Genomic DNA, 18513 nt, shown 5'->3' on the forward strand with positions numbered 1-18513 from the left:
TTTAGCTCACCAGTCCTATTTGACAGAGAGCCAATAAAAGCCATCTATTAATTATAGTTTAACAACGTTTGCAGCTTGAGGACCGCGGTCGCCTTCAACTACTTCAAATTCTACTGATTGACCTTCTTCTAATGATTTGTAACCTTCTTGGTTAATTGCTGAGAAGTGTACGAATACATCGTTTTCTCCTTCAACTTCGATAAAACCGAATCCTTTTTCAGCGTTGAACCATTTAACTGTACCTTGTTTCATAATTTGTGAAACCTCCAAGACTAAAATTCAATATGCTTATTCGCATATTACAAAAAATACTTACGATAATTAGAGTATTGTAAAACCACAAAAGTAAATCTTGATATCTATATCATTCTAATCACTTTTCAACAGTCTTATGTATATGCTGCAGGTGGATTAATAACTGTTCATGACTCAATATAAATCTTACGATACCACCCTTAGTTGCAGATCACGCAAAAGCAATGTTATCGGTATGTTCTATATGTGTTTGAGCTAAATATTCTTTGCAATATGGAATAAAACTATTGCTTAAAACCCATTATAGTGCATTCCCCATATCATTGCAATACAAATAGTAAAAAATAATTAGTCAATAATTGGGAGGTCGTAATATACTTCGTTATTATATAATACGATAAAGCTATAAAATATTTGCATATCTTCATCGCAATCTTCACAAAACCCCATATCACAATTATTGTAGAATGCATAAATGTTGTACTTACCTTTTATGAAATTATCAAACTTCATTTTAGACAAACAAATCAGTTCTCTGTATTTTTTAAGCATATCCTCATATTGTTCAAATTGAAATTGTTCATAGATATTATCGCGCCAATCATCGAACAACCACCATCCCTCATAGTCAGCTCTGATTATATTGACTGTCCACACTTTAAAATCCCCTTTTTAGAAAATCATTTCTCTTTATATTTTTAACTATTGAAGAGATAATTTCAAGAAATGTGTTTGTATTTATAGATATTGGGTTGTGTAGTAAATATTAGTTTTTTGCCCTGAAAATTCGTATAATAAAACAAAGAGGTGATCTTATGCAACGTAGAAAAATTCAAGTATTTGGACAAGTACAAGGTGTCGGATTCCGTTATTTTACTGAACGCCTTGCACAGAAATATCATATTACAGGAACAGTACAAAATGTTGAGCAATATGTAGAAATATATGCCCAAGGTGAAGAACAAGAACTCGAACAATTCACACAAGCGATAATCGAGGGTGCTTCCCCTGCTTCCAATGTCACAGACTACAACATTGAACATCTAGATACAGATTCATCTTTAGAAAGATTTAGAACTATTTAAAAAGGAAGATGTAAATTGAGATATTATATTTCTCGAATTTATGGAACACTTGTAGGTGTTCCAGCTGCTATTGTCGCTTGGCTCACAAGTATTTATGCATTCGATATATTATTTGTATATGATTTAGGAATCGGTATTGCAGCATTCTTTGCTTTTTACCTTCCTACTCAATTTTTCACATCCAAAAAATATTTAAATGAAATAGGATTAACACGAAGAGACTTTAGATTTGTGCGTCACCATTTAAATAATGCGCAAACAAAAGTTAGAAAACTACTAAAATCCTTTATCAACGTGCGATCAATAAAAGATTTCAAGCAAGTTAACGAAATTCATAGGTTAGCACGAACGATATATTTTACGGTGAGACAGCAACCACAAAAGTTCTTTATTGTTGATAGCTTTTTCTATTCGCACTTAGACAATGCGTTGAACTTGATTGAAAGCTATACAAGATTGGCAAAAATGCCAGCAAAATCTAAAGAAGAAAAACAAAAGTTAGAACAAACACGTATTACCTTAGATGAAGTTAAAAGAACTTTAGTTGCTGATTTAAAGCGATTAAATGAAGAAGACTATACACGTCTTGATGTTGAAATGGAAATGAATAAAATAGAGCAACAACGTCACTTACAAAGAAAGGAGCATGATTAATGGCTAACGAAAATGAAATGCCGACACATCCAGAGTTACAGAGCCAGATTTCAAATGACCAGACACTCATGGAGGCTAATAAAGATTTCACGCCAGAACAACAAAAGAAAATTCAAGAGTTGGCAAATCAGATTGAACCGATGAATTATGACTCACTGATGAAATTCGGTTCCAATGCACAATCTAGTATGTCGACTTTCGCACATAAAATGCTGACTGAAGTAAAGTCTAAAGATACAGGCCCTATCGGAGATACATTAAATCAATTAATGGTAAAACTTAAAGAAGTACAACCCGATGACTTTAAACAAGAAAAAGATTCTTTCATAAAGAAAATTTTTAAACGCGCTAAAGCTTCTGCGAATGAAATTTTCTCAAGAATGCAATCAGTTGGCTCTCAAGTAGACCGTATTTCTGTTGAATTAAAAAATCATAAAGATGGATTGAACAGAGATATTCAATTATTAAACGGTCTATATGATCAAAATAAAGACTACTTTGAAGAACTTAATCTTTATATTGCAGCGGCACAAGAAAAGAAGCAAGCAATCTTAGAACAAGAATTACCTGAGAAAAGACAAAAGGCATATGAATCAGGCAATCAAATGGATATTCAAGAAGTAGCTGATTTAGAACAATTTGCGGATCGTTTAGATAAACGTATCTACGATTTACAGTTATCTAGACAAATATCACTACAAACTGCACCACAAATTCGTATGATTCAAAATGTGAACCAAACACTTGCCGAAAAAATTCAAAGCTCAATTTTGACAAGTATTCCATTGTGGAAAAACCAAATGGCTATTGCGTTAACATTGATGCGTCAACGACAAGCAATGTCAGCACAACGTGCAGTTACAGATACTACCAATGACCTGTTAACTGCGAACTCAGAGTTGTTAAAACAAAATGCAGTGGATACAGCTGTTGAAAATGAACGTGGAATTGTTGATATTGAAACATTAAAATCAACACACGAGAATATTATTGAAACAGTTGAACAAACATTGCAAATTCAAGCTGAAGGTCGTGAAAAACGTCAACAGGCTGAACAAGAATTGCAACATTTAGAAGCGGATATGAAAGAACGCTTATTAACAATGAAAGAAAATAAAGTACAATAACAAACAAAAACGATTATCTCCCTTACCGTTTTGGTGAAAGATAATCGTTTTTTCTTTTGTATGATTGAACAATATTAATTTTTGGGTAAGTATAACGAGATAAGTTCAAAGGAGTCTGGTAACTAATGACACAACACTTCAATAAAGGTGTTTTGTTTTATCATCAAGCTGCAGGTCAAGGCAACCTGTATAAATCAATTGGACAAGTAACAGAAAGCTTAGTTCAAATGTGTGATGATTTAACAATTAAATTAAGTAAAGAAGAAGGAGATATTAAAAAGTTTTGTGATACTGTAGCACAAAATGATGACCATTCATATGATATCTTCTTTATCTTAGGCGGCGATGGTACAGTTAATGAGTTAGTAAATGGCGTCGTAAAAAATGAGTTAAATATTCCTATCGGCATTATTCCAGGCGGAACGTTTAATGATTTTGCTAAAACATTAAATTTGGCTGCTAGACCTGTACAAGCAGCACAACAATTGCTTGAAGCTAAAGTGAAATCTTTTGATGTATTAGATATTAATGGTCATATTGCGTTAAACTTTGCCGGAATCGGTATGATGGTAGAAAATGCAGAAAATGTAGATTCAAACAGTAAGAAAGTTTTTGGTAAGTTAAGTTATATCTTTACTACTTTAAAAGTAATTGCTGATCCTGAAACCTATAAATATGAAGTTAAAGCAAATGGTGAAAGTTATTCAGGAGAAACATCCATGATCCTCATCGCAAATGGTAATTTTGTCGGTGGAAGCAGAATTCCTTTAGAAGACTTATCCCCTTGCGATGGTAAAATGAATATCTTCCTATTCAAAAATCATAATATGAGTTTAATTAAGGATTTCTTCCACGTGAAAGACAGTATGAATTGGAATGATATCACTGAGAATATCACATTAGTATCCACTGATGAAGCAACTTTAGAAACGACTCCAAATACTAAAATGGACATTGATGGAGAAATATTATTTGATACGCCTGCTGAAATTAAATTGTTAAAAGACAAAGTAAAACTATTGTATGTAGATATAGAAAACGAATAAGAATAGAAAACGGGAGTGTACATATGATTTGTACACTCCCGTTCTAGATTTATAGAATTATTCTTTTTCGTAAACGATTGGTTTTTGATTTTTTGCGCCTAAGCTGATTAAGTACCCGATAATTACAGCTACAATCGCAATTGGGAACCATTCTAGGCTGTTGCTAGCAAGTGGTAATTTGCTCCAAGCTCCAAAATGAATCCATTCTTTAGCAACCGCTACACTAATTAATGATGTAATTGTAATCACAATAATTGTAAATTGTTGGACGATTGGTTTCATTGGAACAAATCGTGCCATCAAAATTAATAATACAGTTGTAATTCCGATTGGATATAAAATCATCAATACTGGAATTGAAAGTTGAATAACTTGGTTTAAACCTAAGTTAGCAAGTACTAAACTGATACCAGTAAAGACTAATACATAAGCTTTGTAAGAGATTTTAGGGAAAATACTATTAAAGTATTGACTTACTGATACTACAAGTCCACATGCTGTTGTTAAACATGCAAGTGCAACGATAATACCTAATAAGTATTTACCAAACTCACCATAACCAGTTCCGGCAATTGTAGTCAGTAAGTATGTACCGACGTTTTGGTCATGTGCTGCTAAATCTTTTAATTTCTCTGGAGATACAACCATATGGTTACCGATATAACCTAGAGAAATATAAATGAACATTAAACCAGCTGCTGCAATTACACCTGCCATTGCTGTTTGTTTGAAGATTGTATCAGCATGTGTCACTCCTGTTGCTTTAACTGCATTTACTACAATCATAGAGAAAGCAATTGCGGCAATTGCATCCATTGTAAGGTAACCTTGTGTAAAACCTTGAGAGAAACCTGTTAATGTTGATGTATATGCTTCTGTACCATGGCTAGATGGATTACCACCGAAGTCCATAAATCCTTTGATAATCATAGCAATGATTGTAATCAACAATGCTGGCGTTAATAATGAACCGATACGGTCTACCATTTTACCAGGGCTCAAACAAAGATATAATACTACTGCGAAATAAACAACTGAGAAAATAAATAACGCAATTGGGCTGCTTGTATTAATGATCGGTGTAACAGTCATTTCAAATGATGTTGACGCTGTACGCGGAATTGCGAACAACGGTCCGATTGTTAAATAAATAGCCACTAGGAATACTACTGAGAAAATAGGTGATATTTTATTAAATGATCCGATATAACCTTGTTTATCTAAAGCACCTACTACCACACCTAATAACGGAAGCCCGATTCCCGTTAATACAAATGCGAGAATAGCTGGCCAGAAATAATGACCGCTATCTAGTCCTAAGTTTGGTGGGAAGATAAGGTTTCCGGCGCCAAAGAAGATGGCAAACAAGGTAAACCCGATAATCCATGTGTTTTTATTCATTTTGATGTGCTCCTTCTGTTACTATAAATCTTAAATATTGCTTTATTTTAGCATAATGCACTAGGAATTGCCATATAAACTTTCAGAAAATTTAAAAAGTATCACGCGAAATTTGTTACATAATCAGTGAAATATGTCATTTTACTAATTTTAAAACAAAATAATACGCATACAATCAACAAGATAATGTCTTATTGTGTTTTGTATGCGTATTGTATAAGGTCTTTAAACAGACTTCAATAATAGTTTTTTCAATAAAGGTGAAAGTTGACTCGGTAAGTTCTCAACACCTTCTACAAATAAAGCGTATTGTCCATATATATTATGGATGGTACGTTCAATATCTTCAGTAATTTCTTCTTGACTTAAGAATACGTTAAATATCTCAACACCATATTTTCTAGCTTCTTCAACAGCTTCGTACGTGTCAATAATACCATCTTGATCGTAATTATATGCTGAAGGTTCACCATCAGAAAAGATGATTAAAAATTGTTGGTGATGCGGTCTGCTTAATAAGCGTTCACTTGCAATTCTGATTGCGACACCATCCCTATTATCATCTTGTGGCGTTAATTCCATTATTCTAGCGCTGTCTTTTGAACCGATAGAATAATTATAATTGATAATTTCATCAATAATATTAGGTTGCGATTTGTCATCAGCATCAAATGCATCCTCATTAAATGCTAAAACTTCATGTTTTACATTCAGTTTTTTCAAGGTTTCATGGAATAATACGACACCTTTGATTGTTTCTTCCATTTTATCAATCATACTTGCTGATGCATCAACAAGTAATGTGAATGTCGCATCGAAGGAACGACTTAAATCTTGTTTTTTATAGAACATTTTATATTGGTCATCAATAAACCAATTGATTAAGTCTCTTTGTAAACGTCCTTTAGTAAGGTTATGACGTTCATCAACTTGTTCACGTTCTATCGTTTTTTCAATGATTTGTGTTAAATCCTTGATTTCGTATTGTACTTCTCGTTCTACTTCGTGATATGCTGCACGATCCTCAGCTGTTATTTCCGGCACATTCCATTTAATTTCCACATTTTCATTGATACCTTTTAAGGCAAAAGGTTGTGATGAAGCACCTGTTTGGCCACCCGACTCATTATCTATGGTCTCATTTGATCCTTTACCCTTTTTAGTCATCATATCTGTCATATCATCAGAAGCATCACCTTCACGTGCGTTGTCATTATCACTGACAGCTTCACTGTTCTCGCCTTCATGGAGTTCCATTTCTAGGTAAGAACCACCTTGCGATTTAGAGTCTTGTGCTTTGGTGTCAGCTTCAGCTGTCTCGATGTCATCATCTTCATCTGTGTCATCTTTACCGTCAACATTTGCTGCATCCACACGTTTAAGGTCATCGAAAGTTTCAGCTTGGATTTCTTTATAAACTTTACGTGGAATGTAATAATACTCATTTAGCATGTCTTCATCTAATAAGTCATCAAGCTGATACATAATACGTTCAGCTAAGAACTTATTGTCTTCTGATGTGTAGTTCATAAAGAAATTAGGCAGATACATATACATACTTTGTAAGATTGGATCTAAATCAGGTCTAATACTAGGCACTTCATAAAAGTCTTCAGTTAATAGTGATTTCTCTAAATATAAGAAGATTAAATCAGTATAAGTTGTTTTTGTGCGATAAACACTGATTTGCGACTCAGTATAGTTAAGACGAATTTGTTTGCGCAAAGCGATTGCATCTTTCATACTTGGGCGAATTTTAACAATCGCATTCAGGACACGCATATCTTCTAATAGCTTGAAGACTTGTTTAAAGAAACTTGGATGTTTAAATTCTTGATTATCTAGTACTTCATTCACAATAAATTCATCCATTAATCGATAACCATAGGTCGCAAGTAAAACATCTGTCTTTAGTCCAGTAATTTCAATATGACTTGGACGGTGTGTCCAGAAGACACTAGCGATTAATTCATTTTCGATCGGATCATAATAAGGGAATTTTTGAATTTTGACATGCGTTTGATTATTTTCTAAAAGTAAACGTGCAAGGTCTTGCAACATCATCACTTTTTTAGCGTCTAAGATTTCATCATTAAATTTGATAAATCGATTGGTCATAAAAATCCCTCACTAAAAGTTCAATTCTATTGCATTAATAATCGCTTGTTGTTCACGTTCATCTTCTAACTTGTCAATAATCGCACGTTGGATTGCACGTTCAATCGGCATGACTGTTGCTAAATCACTCATATCAATCAATGCACGGATACTTGCAGCTTCTTCAGAAATTTGCCCTTGTTTTGTCATAGTACGTAAGTCTTCATTAAATGCGACAATTTTTGAAATAAGTGCATCATCGTCTAAGCGGCTTTGTTCTTTAATAACTGTTTTTAATGTTTCGCCATCAATATAGTCTACATGAATAACAACGAAACGGTTTTTTAATGCTTCGTTCATCGGTAATGTACCTACATAACCTTCGTTAATTGCTGCAATGACATTAAAACCAGGTTTTGCTTTAATAATTTCACCAGTAAACGGATTTGTAAGACTGCGACGATAGTCTAGCACACCGTTTAAGATAGGAAGTGTTTCAGGTTTCGCCATATTGATTTCATCAATGTATAGAATGTGTCCTTCTTTCATCGCTTGGATAACAGGTCCATCAATAAAGACAATTTCTTGATTGCCATCTGGACTTGTTTGGATAGTTTTGAAACCTAGTAAACTTTCAGCATCTAAATCAACAGAACAATTGACTTGATGCATTGGAATATTAATATCTTCACTTAATGATTCTGCGAGTTTCGTTTTACCTGACCCTGTCGGTCCTTTTAATAAAATGTTTTTATTTAAGCGCATCATTGCATATGCGTCACCAAATACTGTTTTATCGGCATTAATATACTGATGTTGTGCCATTTAAAATTTCTCCTTTTCATACATCAAAAAATAGACCGAGGCACATCATTGTGCCCAAGTCCCTAATCGAATATTTAATTCAAATTGCTTATTAAACTTCTTTAAAATACTCTTTATAATAACCGCCAACTTTACCTGAGTTATCAATGATTTGATAATATTCTTCAGTTTCGTTAACGACATCGTATTGTTTTCCAATAGTCAACATATCAGATACTGTAAATTTTTTAGCGTCTGTATGCAGTACTTCTACCTTTTTAATTGGTTGTTTGTCTTTCCATTCTTCGTGTAACATATGTTCACAATCCTTTCTGTGCAGGTTATGCTTTTTCTAAAGTTAAGATGAATGACAATCCGCTATTTTCTGTAATACGAACTGATTCTGAATCTTGTTGTTCAAGTGTTTGATATGGAATGCCAATTGTTTCTAGCTGTTGGACCGCATTGCGGTATTCTTGTTTAGATTGCGTACTAAATTCGATTTGTTCGACCGAACCATATTCTGATAAATTAATTGGTTCTGTAGCTTGGAAGATGTGTAATTCTCCACCTAAGCCGCCTTCTCCAATTCGAAATACTTGTACTTTAAAGTCATCATCTGTAGTCGGTGTGTATTCAGCAAAATGATCAAGGCCGAATACTTTAGATAAAATCGATGAAGTCAGCAACATTTCGTTAACTTGAACAATCACTGGTCCAAGTCCTTGGATTTGGTGAAGCGGATTCACCGTACCTTCATCGGTAGGCATACCTAATGGTACACCACTATTATTTTCATTAGAATAGATATCAAAGAATTGTCCGTTACCATCTTTAAATTCAAAATGTTTATTATTATTCATTTCAGTAACGTCACCATATTTGATTTCATTTTGGTCTAAAATTGATTGATACTCTTCTAATCCTAAATCTGATGGTGTTCTTAAACCGACACTTAAGACATGATTATTTTCTGTCGAATAGTTTGGTACTTCAATAAAGTGTATTCTTGTACCCGGACTTAAAAATGCATCACCAAAACGTACTGCATTTTTTGAACCTTGTCTTTCATAATTCAATCCTAAAATATCATGAAATAAATAAATTGATTGTTCTAGATTTCGAGTACCTATTGTGACACTTCGTAAACCTGCCATTTTACCCACACCTTCTTTTGTGATTTCTCATTCATTATAACTTAAATGAAGTGGTTTTTGTATGATGAAGTGTTCAATGAATGAATTCAGTCAAAATAAGGTATAGTAATAGTATATAGGATTAGAAAAGGCATGTTTGATCTGAAAATTTGGATCAAAGGAGATGATTAATAATGCTTACTTTCTGGATATTATTCGCTTTAACGATACTTGTAGCAGCGTACTCCGGTATTAACTACTTCACAGGTCGAATTAAAGAAAATGCGAAGTTTAAAAAGCAACATTTCGGAGTTTTATGTATCGTATTTGTCATCCTTGCGATTATAGAACTTGTCGTTTTCAATATGTTATAGAATTAAAAGCAGCGATGATTGATTTTAATGAGTTAAATCAATCACGCTGCTTATTTTTGTTTCTAAATTCAAAAATCAACATAAAAATACGACGGCAAAACTGCCGTCGTATCAAGGTTTGTAATATGATTTACTTTATAGATTAAGATTCTAATAATAAATCTTCAGGGCTTTCGATAAGCTCTTTGATTGTTTTCAAGAATCCTACTGCCTCTTTACCATCAATAATTCTGTGGTCGTAGCTTAAAGCAAGGTACATCATAGGACGGTTCTCAATTGTATCTTTATCAATCGCGATAGGACGCGTGATGATTGAGTGCATACCTAAAATAGCTGCTTGGCTTCCGTTAATGATTGGTGTAGACATCATTGAACCGAAGATACCACCGTTTGTGATAGTGAATGAACCGTTCATTAAATCACCAAGTGATAATTTGTTGTCGCGTGCTTTAACTGCTAAGTCTGCGATTGAACTTTCGATTTCTGCGAAGTTTTTCTTATCACAGTCACGTACGAATGGCACGATTAAACCATTATCTGTAGATACCGCAATACCGATATCATAGAATTGTTTAGTAATCATGTCTTGTCCATCAATTTCAGCATTCACTGCAGGGTATTTTTTCAATGCTGCAACGGCTGCTTTTGTGAAGAATGACATGAAACCTAATTTTGTTCCGTCATGATCTTTGATAAATTGTTCTTTTTTACGTTTACGTAAGTTCATCACATTTGTCATGTCAACTTCGTTGAATGTAGTCAGCATTGCTGTGTTATTAGATACTTCTAATAATTTTTTAGCTGCTGTTTGTTTACGACGAGACATTTTTTCGCGAATCACTGGTTTGTTTGGTGTGCTGCTTTGTGGTTTAGCTGGTGCTTCTGATTTCGCTGGCTCAGCTTGTTTTTGGTTACCTTGTTGTTGACGATCAATGTCATCTTTACGTACAACATCGTTACCTTTAGAAGCAACTTCTGCTAAGTCGATACCTTTTTCACGCGCATATTTACGTGCAGATGGTGTTGCATTGACGCGTTGGTCACTAGAAGCACTTTCTTTTTCTTCTGATTTGTCAGCTTCTGCTGGTTCAGATTTTGATTCTGATTTTTCTTCTGATTTGTCTTCAGATTTTGGTGCTTCTTCTTTTTTGTCATCAGATGAAGCTGAAGATGATGAACTGCCGCTGCCTTCCCCTACAGTTGCGATTGCTTGTCCTACTTCAACAGTATCACCAGGTTCTGCTAAGTGTTCTTGTAAAACACCTGCTTCTTCAGATACAACTTCAACGTTGACTTTATCTGTTTCTAATTCGACAACAGCTTCACCTTTGTCTACTGAATCACCTGGATTCTTCAACCATTCAGCTATTGTACCTTCTGTAATAGATTCTGCTAACTCTGGAACTACGATCTCAGACATACTAATTTCCCCCTAATTTTTGTTAAGACTCTCTTCGATAATAGATTTTTGAACGAGTTTATGATTTTCTCCGTCACCTTCAGCTGGCGCAGAACGTTTAATACGACCGCTATATTGCAATTCGTATTGATCGCTAGCGATATCACTTAAGTAAGGATATACGAACAACCAAGCACCTTGGTTTTGCGGTTCTTCTTGAACCCATGCAATTGTTTCAAGGTTTGGCAACTGATCAATAACTGCTTTGATTTCGTCAGCTGGGAATGGATATAAGCGTTCTACCGCAATCAATAAAATCGATTCATCCGGTTCTTTTTGCAGACGTTCCTTCAAATCAATAAACATTTTACCTGAAGCTAAAATCACTTTTTTGACTTTGCTTGCTTCATGCTCTTCTGGCAAGATAGGTTCGAAATGGCCTTGTGTAAATTTATCGATTGTGTCAGCTACAGTTTTATTTCTTAATAAACTTTTCGGTGACATGACAACTAGTGGACGCATTGCATCAGTATCCAAGCTTGCTGCTTGTGCACGTAATAAGTGGAAATAGTTACTAGAGCTAGATAAATTTACGACAGTCGCGTTATTCTCAGCTGAGAGTTGTAAGAAACGCTCTAATCTTGCTGATGAGTGCTCTGGGCCTTGTCCTTCATATGAATGTGGTAAGAACAATGTTAGACCTGAGCGTTCGCCCCACTTCGCATAACTGCTGAATAAGAAGTTATCGAACATCATTTGTGCCATATTCGCAAAGTCGCCGTATTGAGCTTCCCAGATATTCATAGTACCCTTGTTTTCAACATTGTAACCGTATTCGAAGCCTACAACAGCTGCTTCAGATAGCGGTGAGTTATGAACATCGAATGATGCACGTTGATTTGGTACATGTTGTAAAGGCACATATTCTTCGCCAGTATCAGGGTTATGCAATACCGCATGTCTGTGACTGAAAGTACCACGTTCACTGTCTTGACCTGTTAAACGAATTGGTGTGCCATCTTGCATGATTGTCGCAAATGCAAGTTGTTCAGCTTGTGCCCAATCTACTAAACCATCTTCTTTTTCAAATGGTTCTCTACGTTTTTCTAAAACTTTGTTCAGTTTTTTCAAGACTTCAAAACCTGTTGGATATGTTAATAATGCATCATTAATTGATTTCAATTCTTCGAAATCAAATTGACGATCATCAGGTTGAAGCGGTAAGTCAACATTGTCTGGTTTAGACATATCTTGTGTTGTTGTTTTATCATTTTTATCGATTTTATCATGTGCTGCACGTAGTTCTTTTTGAACATCATCTAAGATGTCATTCTTTTCATCCTCAGAGATAATGCCTTCTTCAACCAATTGGTCACCATAAATGTGATCTACAGTTGGATGCTTACGGATGGCATGATAAGGAATTGGGTTTGTAATAGATGGTTCATCCATTTCGTTATGACCATAACGACGGTAACCGACTAAATCGATAACAACATCTTTGTTGAACTCTTTTCTGAAGTCCATTGCAATATCAATTGCTTCAATTGTTGCTTCAACATTGTCTGCATTAACATGCATAATCGGTACATCATAACCTTTAGCAACATCTGTAGAATATGTTGTTGAGCGACCATCTTGTGGCTCTGTAGTGAAACCGATTCTGTTGTTAGTAATCAGATGCAATGAACCGCCTGTTGAATACCCCTCTAAGTTGCCTAAGTTCATTGTTTCAAAGTTGATACCTTGTCCTGGATAAGCAGCATCACCATGAATTAAAATCGGCATAGATTTGCTGAAATCTGTTTGTACTTTGCCGCTTTGATGACGGTCATCTTGTACAGAACGTGTTTTACCTAATACAACCGGAGACACGATTTCTAAGTGACTTGGGTTGTTTGCTAATGAAATGCGTTGTTCTATACCATAAGTGTCTGTTGTTTTCGTACCGCCTAAGTGATATTTAACGTCACTTGTCCATGCTGAACCTGAAGTTAATTCTAGACTGCCGTCTTGTGGTAGGAACTTCATTGGATCAGTATGCATGAATTCAGAAATCATCATTTCATAAGGTTTTTCTAACACATGTGTTAAAACGTTGAGGCGTCCACGGTGTGCCATACCTATTTGAATATTTTGAATTTCTTCTTTAGCTGCACGACTTAAGATTTGTTGCAGCATTGGCACAAGGGTATCTACACCTTCAATAGAGAATCGCTTTGCCCCTACAAAGTTTTTATAAAGATATTTTTCGAAACCTTCAACATGTGCTAATGTCTTGAATAATTCTAGCTTTTGGCTTTTATTTAAGTTTGCTTTATATGGCGTTTCAATACGTCGCTTGAGCCAAGCGCGTTCTTTATTGTTGTTAATGTGTGTGTATTCAAAAGCAATCGGCCCTTTATAACGCTTTTCCATGCGTTGGATTGCTTCGTAGGCATTGTCATAAATATCAGAAAAATGATCTGACACAATGCCTGAAGAAATTTGCTCTAAATCTTCTTTTGTTAAATTGAAATCTTCAAGTGTCAATCTAGGAACATTTTTACGTTCTGGTCGATTGACTGGATAAATATCTGCCTGCAGATGCCCATATTGTCTGATGTTATCGATTAAACGCATAACTTGTTTAATTGTCATATCATCAGAACTTGATGAAGGTGCTGCAGCCACCTCTCTGTTGTCATTGTTAATTGTACTAAATAGAATTTGTAAATCTTCAGAGACAGAAGTTGGATCTTGTAGATATTGATCGTATAAATCAATAATTACCCCTAAGTTAGCTCCGAAATTTACAGGTGCTTCACTAACCTGTGTATATTTCGTCATATTACTCCCTCCACAATATATTGAAACGCTTACAAATAAATAATATCATTAAATGTTCACAAATTAAAGGGAGAATGACGATTTGATGGCATGAAAAAGAGCCGATATGACGGCTCTTTATACACATATATAACCTTAAATATAATATTGTACAATAATAGACGAATTATCATTAAAATGTAATTATACGTTGAAGGTAATTTTGAATGTTGTAAACGTATCAACTTCACTTTCAACTTGAATTGTACCGCCATGTAAATTCACTATATTTTGAGCAATCGATAATCCTAAACCATTACCTCCACGTTGTCTAGAACGTGATTTGTCTACGCGATAAAAACGGTCAAAGATAAAGTCTAAGTCTTTTTTAGGAATGCCTGAACCATGATCGGTAATTTCAATAGTTGCTTGTCTATTTTTAAGTGCAGTACAAATTTCTATTCTTTTCTCTCTTGTATCATATTTAATCGCATTATCCAAAAAGATAAGCAATACTTGTTCAAGTTGATAACGATTAATATTCAGCCATATTGGTTTCACTGACGGTGTAAATGTAAAACTATAATCAGGATGTAATTGTTTGAGAGATTTTAGTCTAGATTTAATCTCGTCATTCACATCAACAGGTTCTACATCTAAAGCATCTTTATAGGTTGATTCTTTCGTTAATAGTAACAACTCTTCTACTAACTTGGTAATACGATTCATTTCTTCGATTGTTATATCTAATGATTCTTCTAAAATTGCTGGGTCTTTCTTACCCCATCGTTGGATAAGATTTAAGTGACCTTGAATTATTTGAAGCGGTGTTCTCAGTTCGTGTGAAGCATCTTCTACGAACTGGCGTTGTTGATCAAATAGTTCTTCAATTTGAATCATCATATCGTTGAATGTATCAATCAAGTCAGTTGTTTCATCGTATTCAGTCGGTAGTTCTAACTTTTCCTGGAAACCATCTCTACGGATTTTACGCATTTTGTTAGCCATAATTGTAATAGGTTTTGCGATTTGTGCAGAAAAGATATAACTGATAGTGGCAGTAATAATAATGGCAATAATACCAAATAACACCGATAAGATGATTAATGAATGCATAACACTATCATAACTTGCGAGCGAATGGATAATCACAGAATAACCATGAAACTTTTCAGTTTCGACTGGATGAGAAACGATTAAAAAGTTTGCATCTTTAATACGTTGCACGTAAACACTGTGATACTGAGAAGGTTCAATCCCTTTTGTGCTATTAATAAAATCACTCATAGTCGATGTTTCGGTTATCTTTTGTTTGTCATTATCAAACAGAATCACTTTTTGGAAATTACCAAGTGATGCGTTTAAATCTAAAGGTTTAATATCAACCAAAGATTTCGTCGCAAGTAAAGCTGAAACGTTATCAGCACTTTTTTCTGCATCATTAATTTCACTGTCTCTTAAAGTAATGCTCAAAAAGTAAATGATGACTAAGCTGAAAATGAAAACAATCAAAAACGTAATACTCGTAGTAATTAGCATCCATTGAGTTTTTAATTTTCGTTGTTTCATTTGCGTATCACATAACCGACACCACGTACTGTTTCGATTACCTTTTCTTTACCAAACGGTTTCAATTTATTTCTCAGATAACGAATATAAACATCCACTACATTGGTTTCTACTTCGCTGTCATAACCCCAAACATGATTTAATATTTGTTCACGTTGCAAGACATGATTTAAGTTTTCAGAAAGCAATTGCAACAAGTCATATTCGGTTTTAGTTAATTCAACCTCTTGACCATCAATCGTAACACGAAAGGCTTCTTTATTAATTTGAATGCCTTTAATATCGATGATGTCTTTAGCTGGTTGACGTCTTAATGTTGCACGAATACGTGCTAATAGTTCTTCGATATCGAATGGCTTTACGATATAATCATCTGCACCATAATCTAAACCTGCTACTTTATCGTATGTATCACCTTTTGCTGTGATGATAATAATTGGAGTAGATTTGACTTCACGTATTCTCTTACATATTTCTAAACCATCCATATGTGGCAACATCAAATCGAGTAAGTACAGATCATATTCTTTTTTTAATGCTGTTTCTAATCCTTCTGCACCATCATTTTCAATATCAACTTCATAATTCTCATGTACTAATTCTAATTCAATGAATCGAGCTAAGTTTTGCTCATCTTCTACGATTAATATTTTTGTCATTGAAAGCACCTCAATCATGATTTTATCATAATCAAAACGTTTAAGAACGAATGAAACGAATCAAATGATTAATTGTGACAAAAATATGGAGTTGAATAAAAAAGTGAAATTATTTTTGATTTCTAATTGACAACCATTCTCAATCATGTATAATATTAATTGAAAATGATTATCAATCACAAATGAGACATCCCCCCACATTTCGTTCTTAATTGGATTGGTCATTTTCGATTTATCCCCTTTTATATATGCCCGTAAATACTGACGTTACACTAAAAGTAACGTGACATACTTAACCGATTCTCAATTAAGCAGAATCGGTTTTTTTCTATTATAAATTAAAAAAAGCGAGATTAAGCAGCACTTAATCTCACTTTAATTCTCATTTAGCAAAGGCTTTGAATTTACCTTTGAACAATAATGATACAGATAAAATACATACAGCACCTGCAAGTACACCTGCAATGACATCAGTAGGATAGTGTACACCTAAATAAATTCTAGACATACAAATCATCGCAATCATGAAGATGCAGAATGAAGTCATCATCACACGTGGTGTCCCGTGTAAGTAATGGCTTGAAATTGCAATCAAGCTACCGAAGAAAGATGTAGAACCTTGCGCGTGACCACTTGGGAAACTATAGCCGCCAATTTCTACAAGTCTTAATTTAGTAGGACGCTCTCTATCAATTGTGTTTTTCATAATTGGATTAGAGATACTTGAAACTGCCATCACAATCGCAAAGAATAAAGCTTCTATTTGCATTTTACGCATTAATAAAAATGCGACAACACAAAGTGAAAGGCAGATCATTGACCATACTTCGCCTATCCAAGTTGCACCCATAAAAATACTAGTTGTAATGATGCTGTGTGAGGCATAAATAAAATCATAGACTTCTGTATCAATCCAATTACCGATTCTATTTTGATGGAACACAGCAATCGCGCTGAATATCAATGTAAATACTAGAATCAGTGAAATTCTTTTAGCTCGACTCAACTCAGCTTTCCCTCGTTTCCTTTTGGTTTGTATCTTTAAGAATCTTGTCTAATAAATCTTCTTTAGTAAATAGCTGGTGATAGTTCGACATTTGTTGTTCAATAGTTGAACGATTATTTTCAATCTCTTTTAACGCATCCATGAATTTTTGTTGAGAAGCTTCATCTTCTGGTAATGTTTGCGCATACCCTTTAGATTGGAAATATTTTGCATTATCAATCTGATCGCCACGAGACTGGTCTAATCCTAATGGAATCAGCAACATAGGAATGTTTAATGTTAAGAATTCATAGATTGCATTAGCACCTGCTCGGCTGACTACCATGTCTGTAATCGCGAGTAAATCTGTTAATTCACTCGTCACAAATTCAAATTGACGATAGCCATCTTTTTGAATAGTTGAATCAAGTAGTCCTTTACCAGTTAGATGAATGATTTGATAATCTTTTAATAATTCGTCAAGATTGCGTCGAATTAAATCATTAATCGTTTTACTGCCTAAACTGCCGCCCATGACTAATAACACTTTTTTCTCAGCGTTAAATCCTGTCAGTTGATAACCTTTTTCTTTGTTACCCTGTTTTAAATCATCTCTAACAGTTGCACCGACAAAATCTGCTTTTGCTTTTGGCAGATATTTTAATGTATCTTCAAATGTTGTATAGATTTTATTTGCGAATTTTAGAGAAATTTTATTCGCAAGACCTGGAGTGATATCTGATTCGTGAATAATCACCGGGATATTTAATGAACGTGCCGCGATGACTACAGGTACAGATACAAATCCTCCCTTAGAAAAAAGTAAATCTGGTTTTTGTTTCTTTAAGATTTTACGTGCGTCTAAAATTCCTTTGAGTACTTTAAATACATCCTTGATATTTTCAAATGATAAATATCTGCGTAACTTCCCGCTGGATATCGGGAAGTACGGTGTATTTGGTAATTGTGATGAAATCATATCTTTTTCAATTCCATTTTTAGAACCTACATAAAAAGTTTGGTAACCTCTTTCATTCGCAATTGGAATCAAACTTAAATTGACTGAAACATGTCCGACTGTTCCGCCGCCAGTAAATGCAATTTTCGTCATGAT

General features: G+C 34.4%; 18 protein-coding genes. 5 read left to right on the plus strand and 13 right to left on the minus strand.

Annotated features, from left to right (window positions below; all coding sequences use genetic code 11):
- Nucleotides 1–51: 51 nt before the first annotated feature.
- Both cspA and msaA read right to left on the minus strand, forming a co-directional pair.
- Nucleotides 52–252, minus strand: a complete 201-nt coding sequence (gene cspA, locus HMPREF3270_RS04745; protein ID WP_001831260.1) for a cold shock protein CspA — start codon at nt 250–252, stop codon at nt 52–54.
- A gap of 351 nt (nt 253–603) precedes the next feature.
- Entirely contained in the window at nt 604–912 is a 309-nt protein-coding gene (gene msaA / locus HMPREF3270_RS04750; RefSeq protein ID WP_023015218.1) for a regulatory protein MsaA, read from the minus strand.
- A gap of 158 nt (nt 913–1070) precedes the next feature.
- Between msaA and HMPREF3270_RS04755 the strand changes: the two genes are divergently transcribed.
- From HMPREF3270_RS04755 to HMPREF3270_RS04770, 4 genes are all read left to right on the plus strand, one after another.
- The gene (locus tag HMPREF3270_RS04755) at nt 1071–1340 is read left to right on the plus strand and encodes an acylphosphatase (RefSeq protein WP_002480918.1); all 270 of its coding nucleotides are present in this window, start codon (nt 1071–1073) and stop codon (nt 1338–1340) included.
- 15 nt (nt 1341–1355) lie between these two features.
- Nucleotides 1356–1994, plus strand: coding sequence for a 5-bromo-4-chloroindolyl phosphate hydrolysis family protein (locus HMPREF3270_RS04760; protein ID WP_002480919.1), 639 nt, complete (start codon nt 1356–1358; stop codon nt 1992–1994).
- Entirely contained in the window at nt 1994–3121 is a 1128-nt protein-coding gene (locus HMPREF3270_RS04765; RefSeq protein ID WP_002480920.1) for a toxic anion resistance protein, read from the plus strand. Before HMPREF3270_RS04760 ends, HMPREF3270_RS04765 begins: the two co-directional genes overlap by 1 nt.
- Before the next feature lie 125 nt (nt 3122–3246).
- Complete coding sequence (locus HMPREF3270_RS04770; RefSeq protein WP_002480921.1) at nt 3247–4167, plus strand: diacylglycerol/lipid kinase family protein; 921 nt, start codon at nt 3247–3249, stop codon at nt 4165–4167.
- A gap of 57 nt (nt 4168–4224) precedes the next feature.
- Here the strand turns inward: HMPREF3270_RS04770 and brnQ are convergent, their stop codons facing one another.
- The 5 genes from brnQ to HMPREF3270_RS04795 all read right to left on the minus strand — a co-directional run bounded on the left by brnQ (nt 4225) and on the right by HMPREF3270_RS04795 (nt 9626).
- Nucleotides 4225–5568 carry a branched-chain amino acid-like transporter carrier protein BrnQ3 gene (gene brnQ / locus HMPREF3270_RS04775; protein WP_070848377.1) on the minus strand — a complete coding sequence of 448 codons (1344 nt, stop codon included), beginning with the start codon at nt 5566–5568 and terminating at the stop codon, nt 4225–4227.
- Nucleotides 5569–5793: 225 nt separating this feature from the next.
- A complete protein-coding gene (locus HMPREF3270_RS04780) occupies nt 5794–7686 on the minus strand; it encodes a vWA domain-containing protein (RefSeq protein WP_057510515.1) in 1893 nt (630 codons plus the stop codon).
- Between the two features lie 12 nt (nt 7687–7698).
- Complete coding sequence (locus HMPREF3270_RS04785) at nt 7699–8490, minus strand: ATP-binding protein (protein ID WP_002480924.1); 792 nt, start codon at nt 8488–8490, stop codon at nt 7699–7701.
- Between the two features lie 91 nt (nt 8491–8581).
- Entirely contained in the window at nt 8582–8785 is a 204-nt protein-coding gene (locus HMPREF3270_RS04790) for a DUF6501 family protein (RefSeq protein WP_002480925.1), read from the minus strand.
- A 25-nt stretch (nt 8786–8810) separates the two neighbouring features.
- Nucleotides 8811–9626, minus strand: coding sequence for a VOC family protein (locus HMPREF3270_RS04795; RefSeq protein ID WP_070848376.1), 816 nt, complete (start codon nt 9624–9626; stop codon nt 8811–8813).
- A gap of 173 nt (nt 9627–9799) precedes the next feature.
- Here HMPREF3270_RS04795 and HMPREF3270_RS04800 point away from each other — a divergent pair, with 173 nt between their 5' ends.
- Nucleotides 9800–9979 carry a hypothetical protein gene (locus tag HMPREF3270_RS04800; protein WP_002480927.1) on the plus strand — a complete coding sequence of 60 codons (180 nt, stop codon included), beginning with the start codon at nt 9800–9802 and terminating at the stop codon, nt 9977–9979.
- A 142-nt stretch (nt 9980–10121) separates the two neighbouring features.
- On the opposite strand, the gene sucB is transcribed toward HMPREF3270_RS04800, so the two are convergent.
- The 6 genes from sucB to HMPREF3270_RS04830 form a co-directional block, all read right to left on the minus strand.
- Nucleotides 10122–11399: a dihydrolipoyllysine-residue succinyltransferase gene (gene sucB / locus HMPREF3270_RS04805; RefSeq protein WP_002480928.1), complete on the minus strand. Its 1278-nt coding sequence runs from the start codon at nt 11397–11399 to the stop codon at nt 10122–10124.
- A 12-nt stretch (nt 11400–11411) separates the two neighbouring features.
- Nucleotides 11412–14207, minus strand: a complete 2796-nt coding sequence (locus tag HMPREF3270_RS04810; protein ID WP_070848375.1) for a 2-oxoglutarate dehydrogenase E1 component — start codon at nt 14205–14207, stop codon at nt 11412–11414.
- A gap of 183 nt (nt 14208–14390) precedes the next feature.
- Nucleotides 14391–15755, minus strand: coding sequence for a HAMP domain-containing histidine kinase (locus HMPREF3270_RS04815; RefSeq protein WP_023015211.1), 1365 nt, complete (start codon nt 15753–15755; stop codon nt 14391–14393).
- Complete coding sequence (locus HMPREF3270_RS04820) at nt 15752–16414, minus strand: response regulator transcription factor (RefSeq protein WP_002480931.1); 663 nt, start codon at nt 16412–16414, stop codon at nt 15752–15754. The genes HMPREF3270_RS04815 and HMPREF3270_RS04820 overlap by 4 nt, the downstream gene beginning before the upstream one ends.
- A gap of 382 nt (nt 16415–16796) precedes the next feature.
- Nucleotides 16797–17420 carry a phosphatase PAP2 family protein gene (locus HMPREF3270_RS04825; protein ID WP_002480932.1) on the minus strand — a complete coding sequence of 208 codons (624 nt, stop codon included), beginning with the start codon at nt 17418–17420 and terminating at the stop codon, nt 16797–16799.
- 1 nt (nt 17421) lies between these two features.
- On the minus strand, nt 17422–18510 hold the full coding sequence (locus HMPREF3270_RS04830) for an undecaprenyldiphospho-muramoylpentapeptide beta-N-acetylglucosaminyltransferase (protein ID WP_070848373.1): 1089 nt from the start codon (nt 18508–18510) through the stop codon (nt 17422–17424).
- Nucleotides 18511–18513 lie beyond the last annotated feature (3 nt).

It is taken from the genome of Staphylococcus sp. HMSC65H10 (assembly GCF_001839185.1).
Classification (GTDB): domain Bacteria; phylum Bacillota; class Bacilli; order Staphylococcales; family Staphylococcaceae; genus Staphylococcus; species Staphylococcus simulans.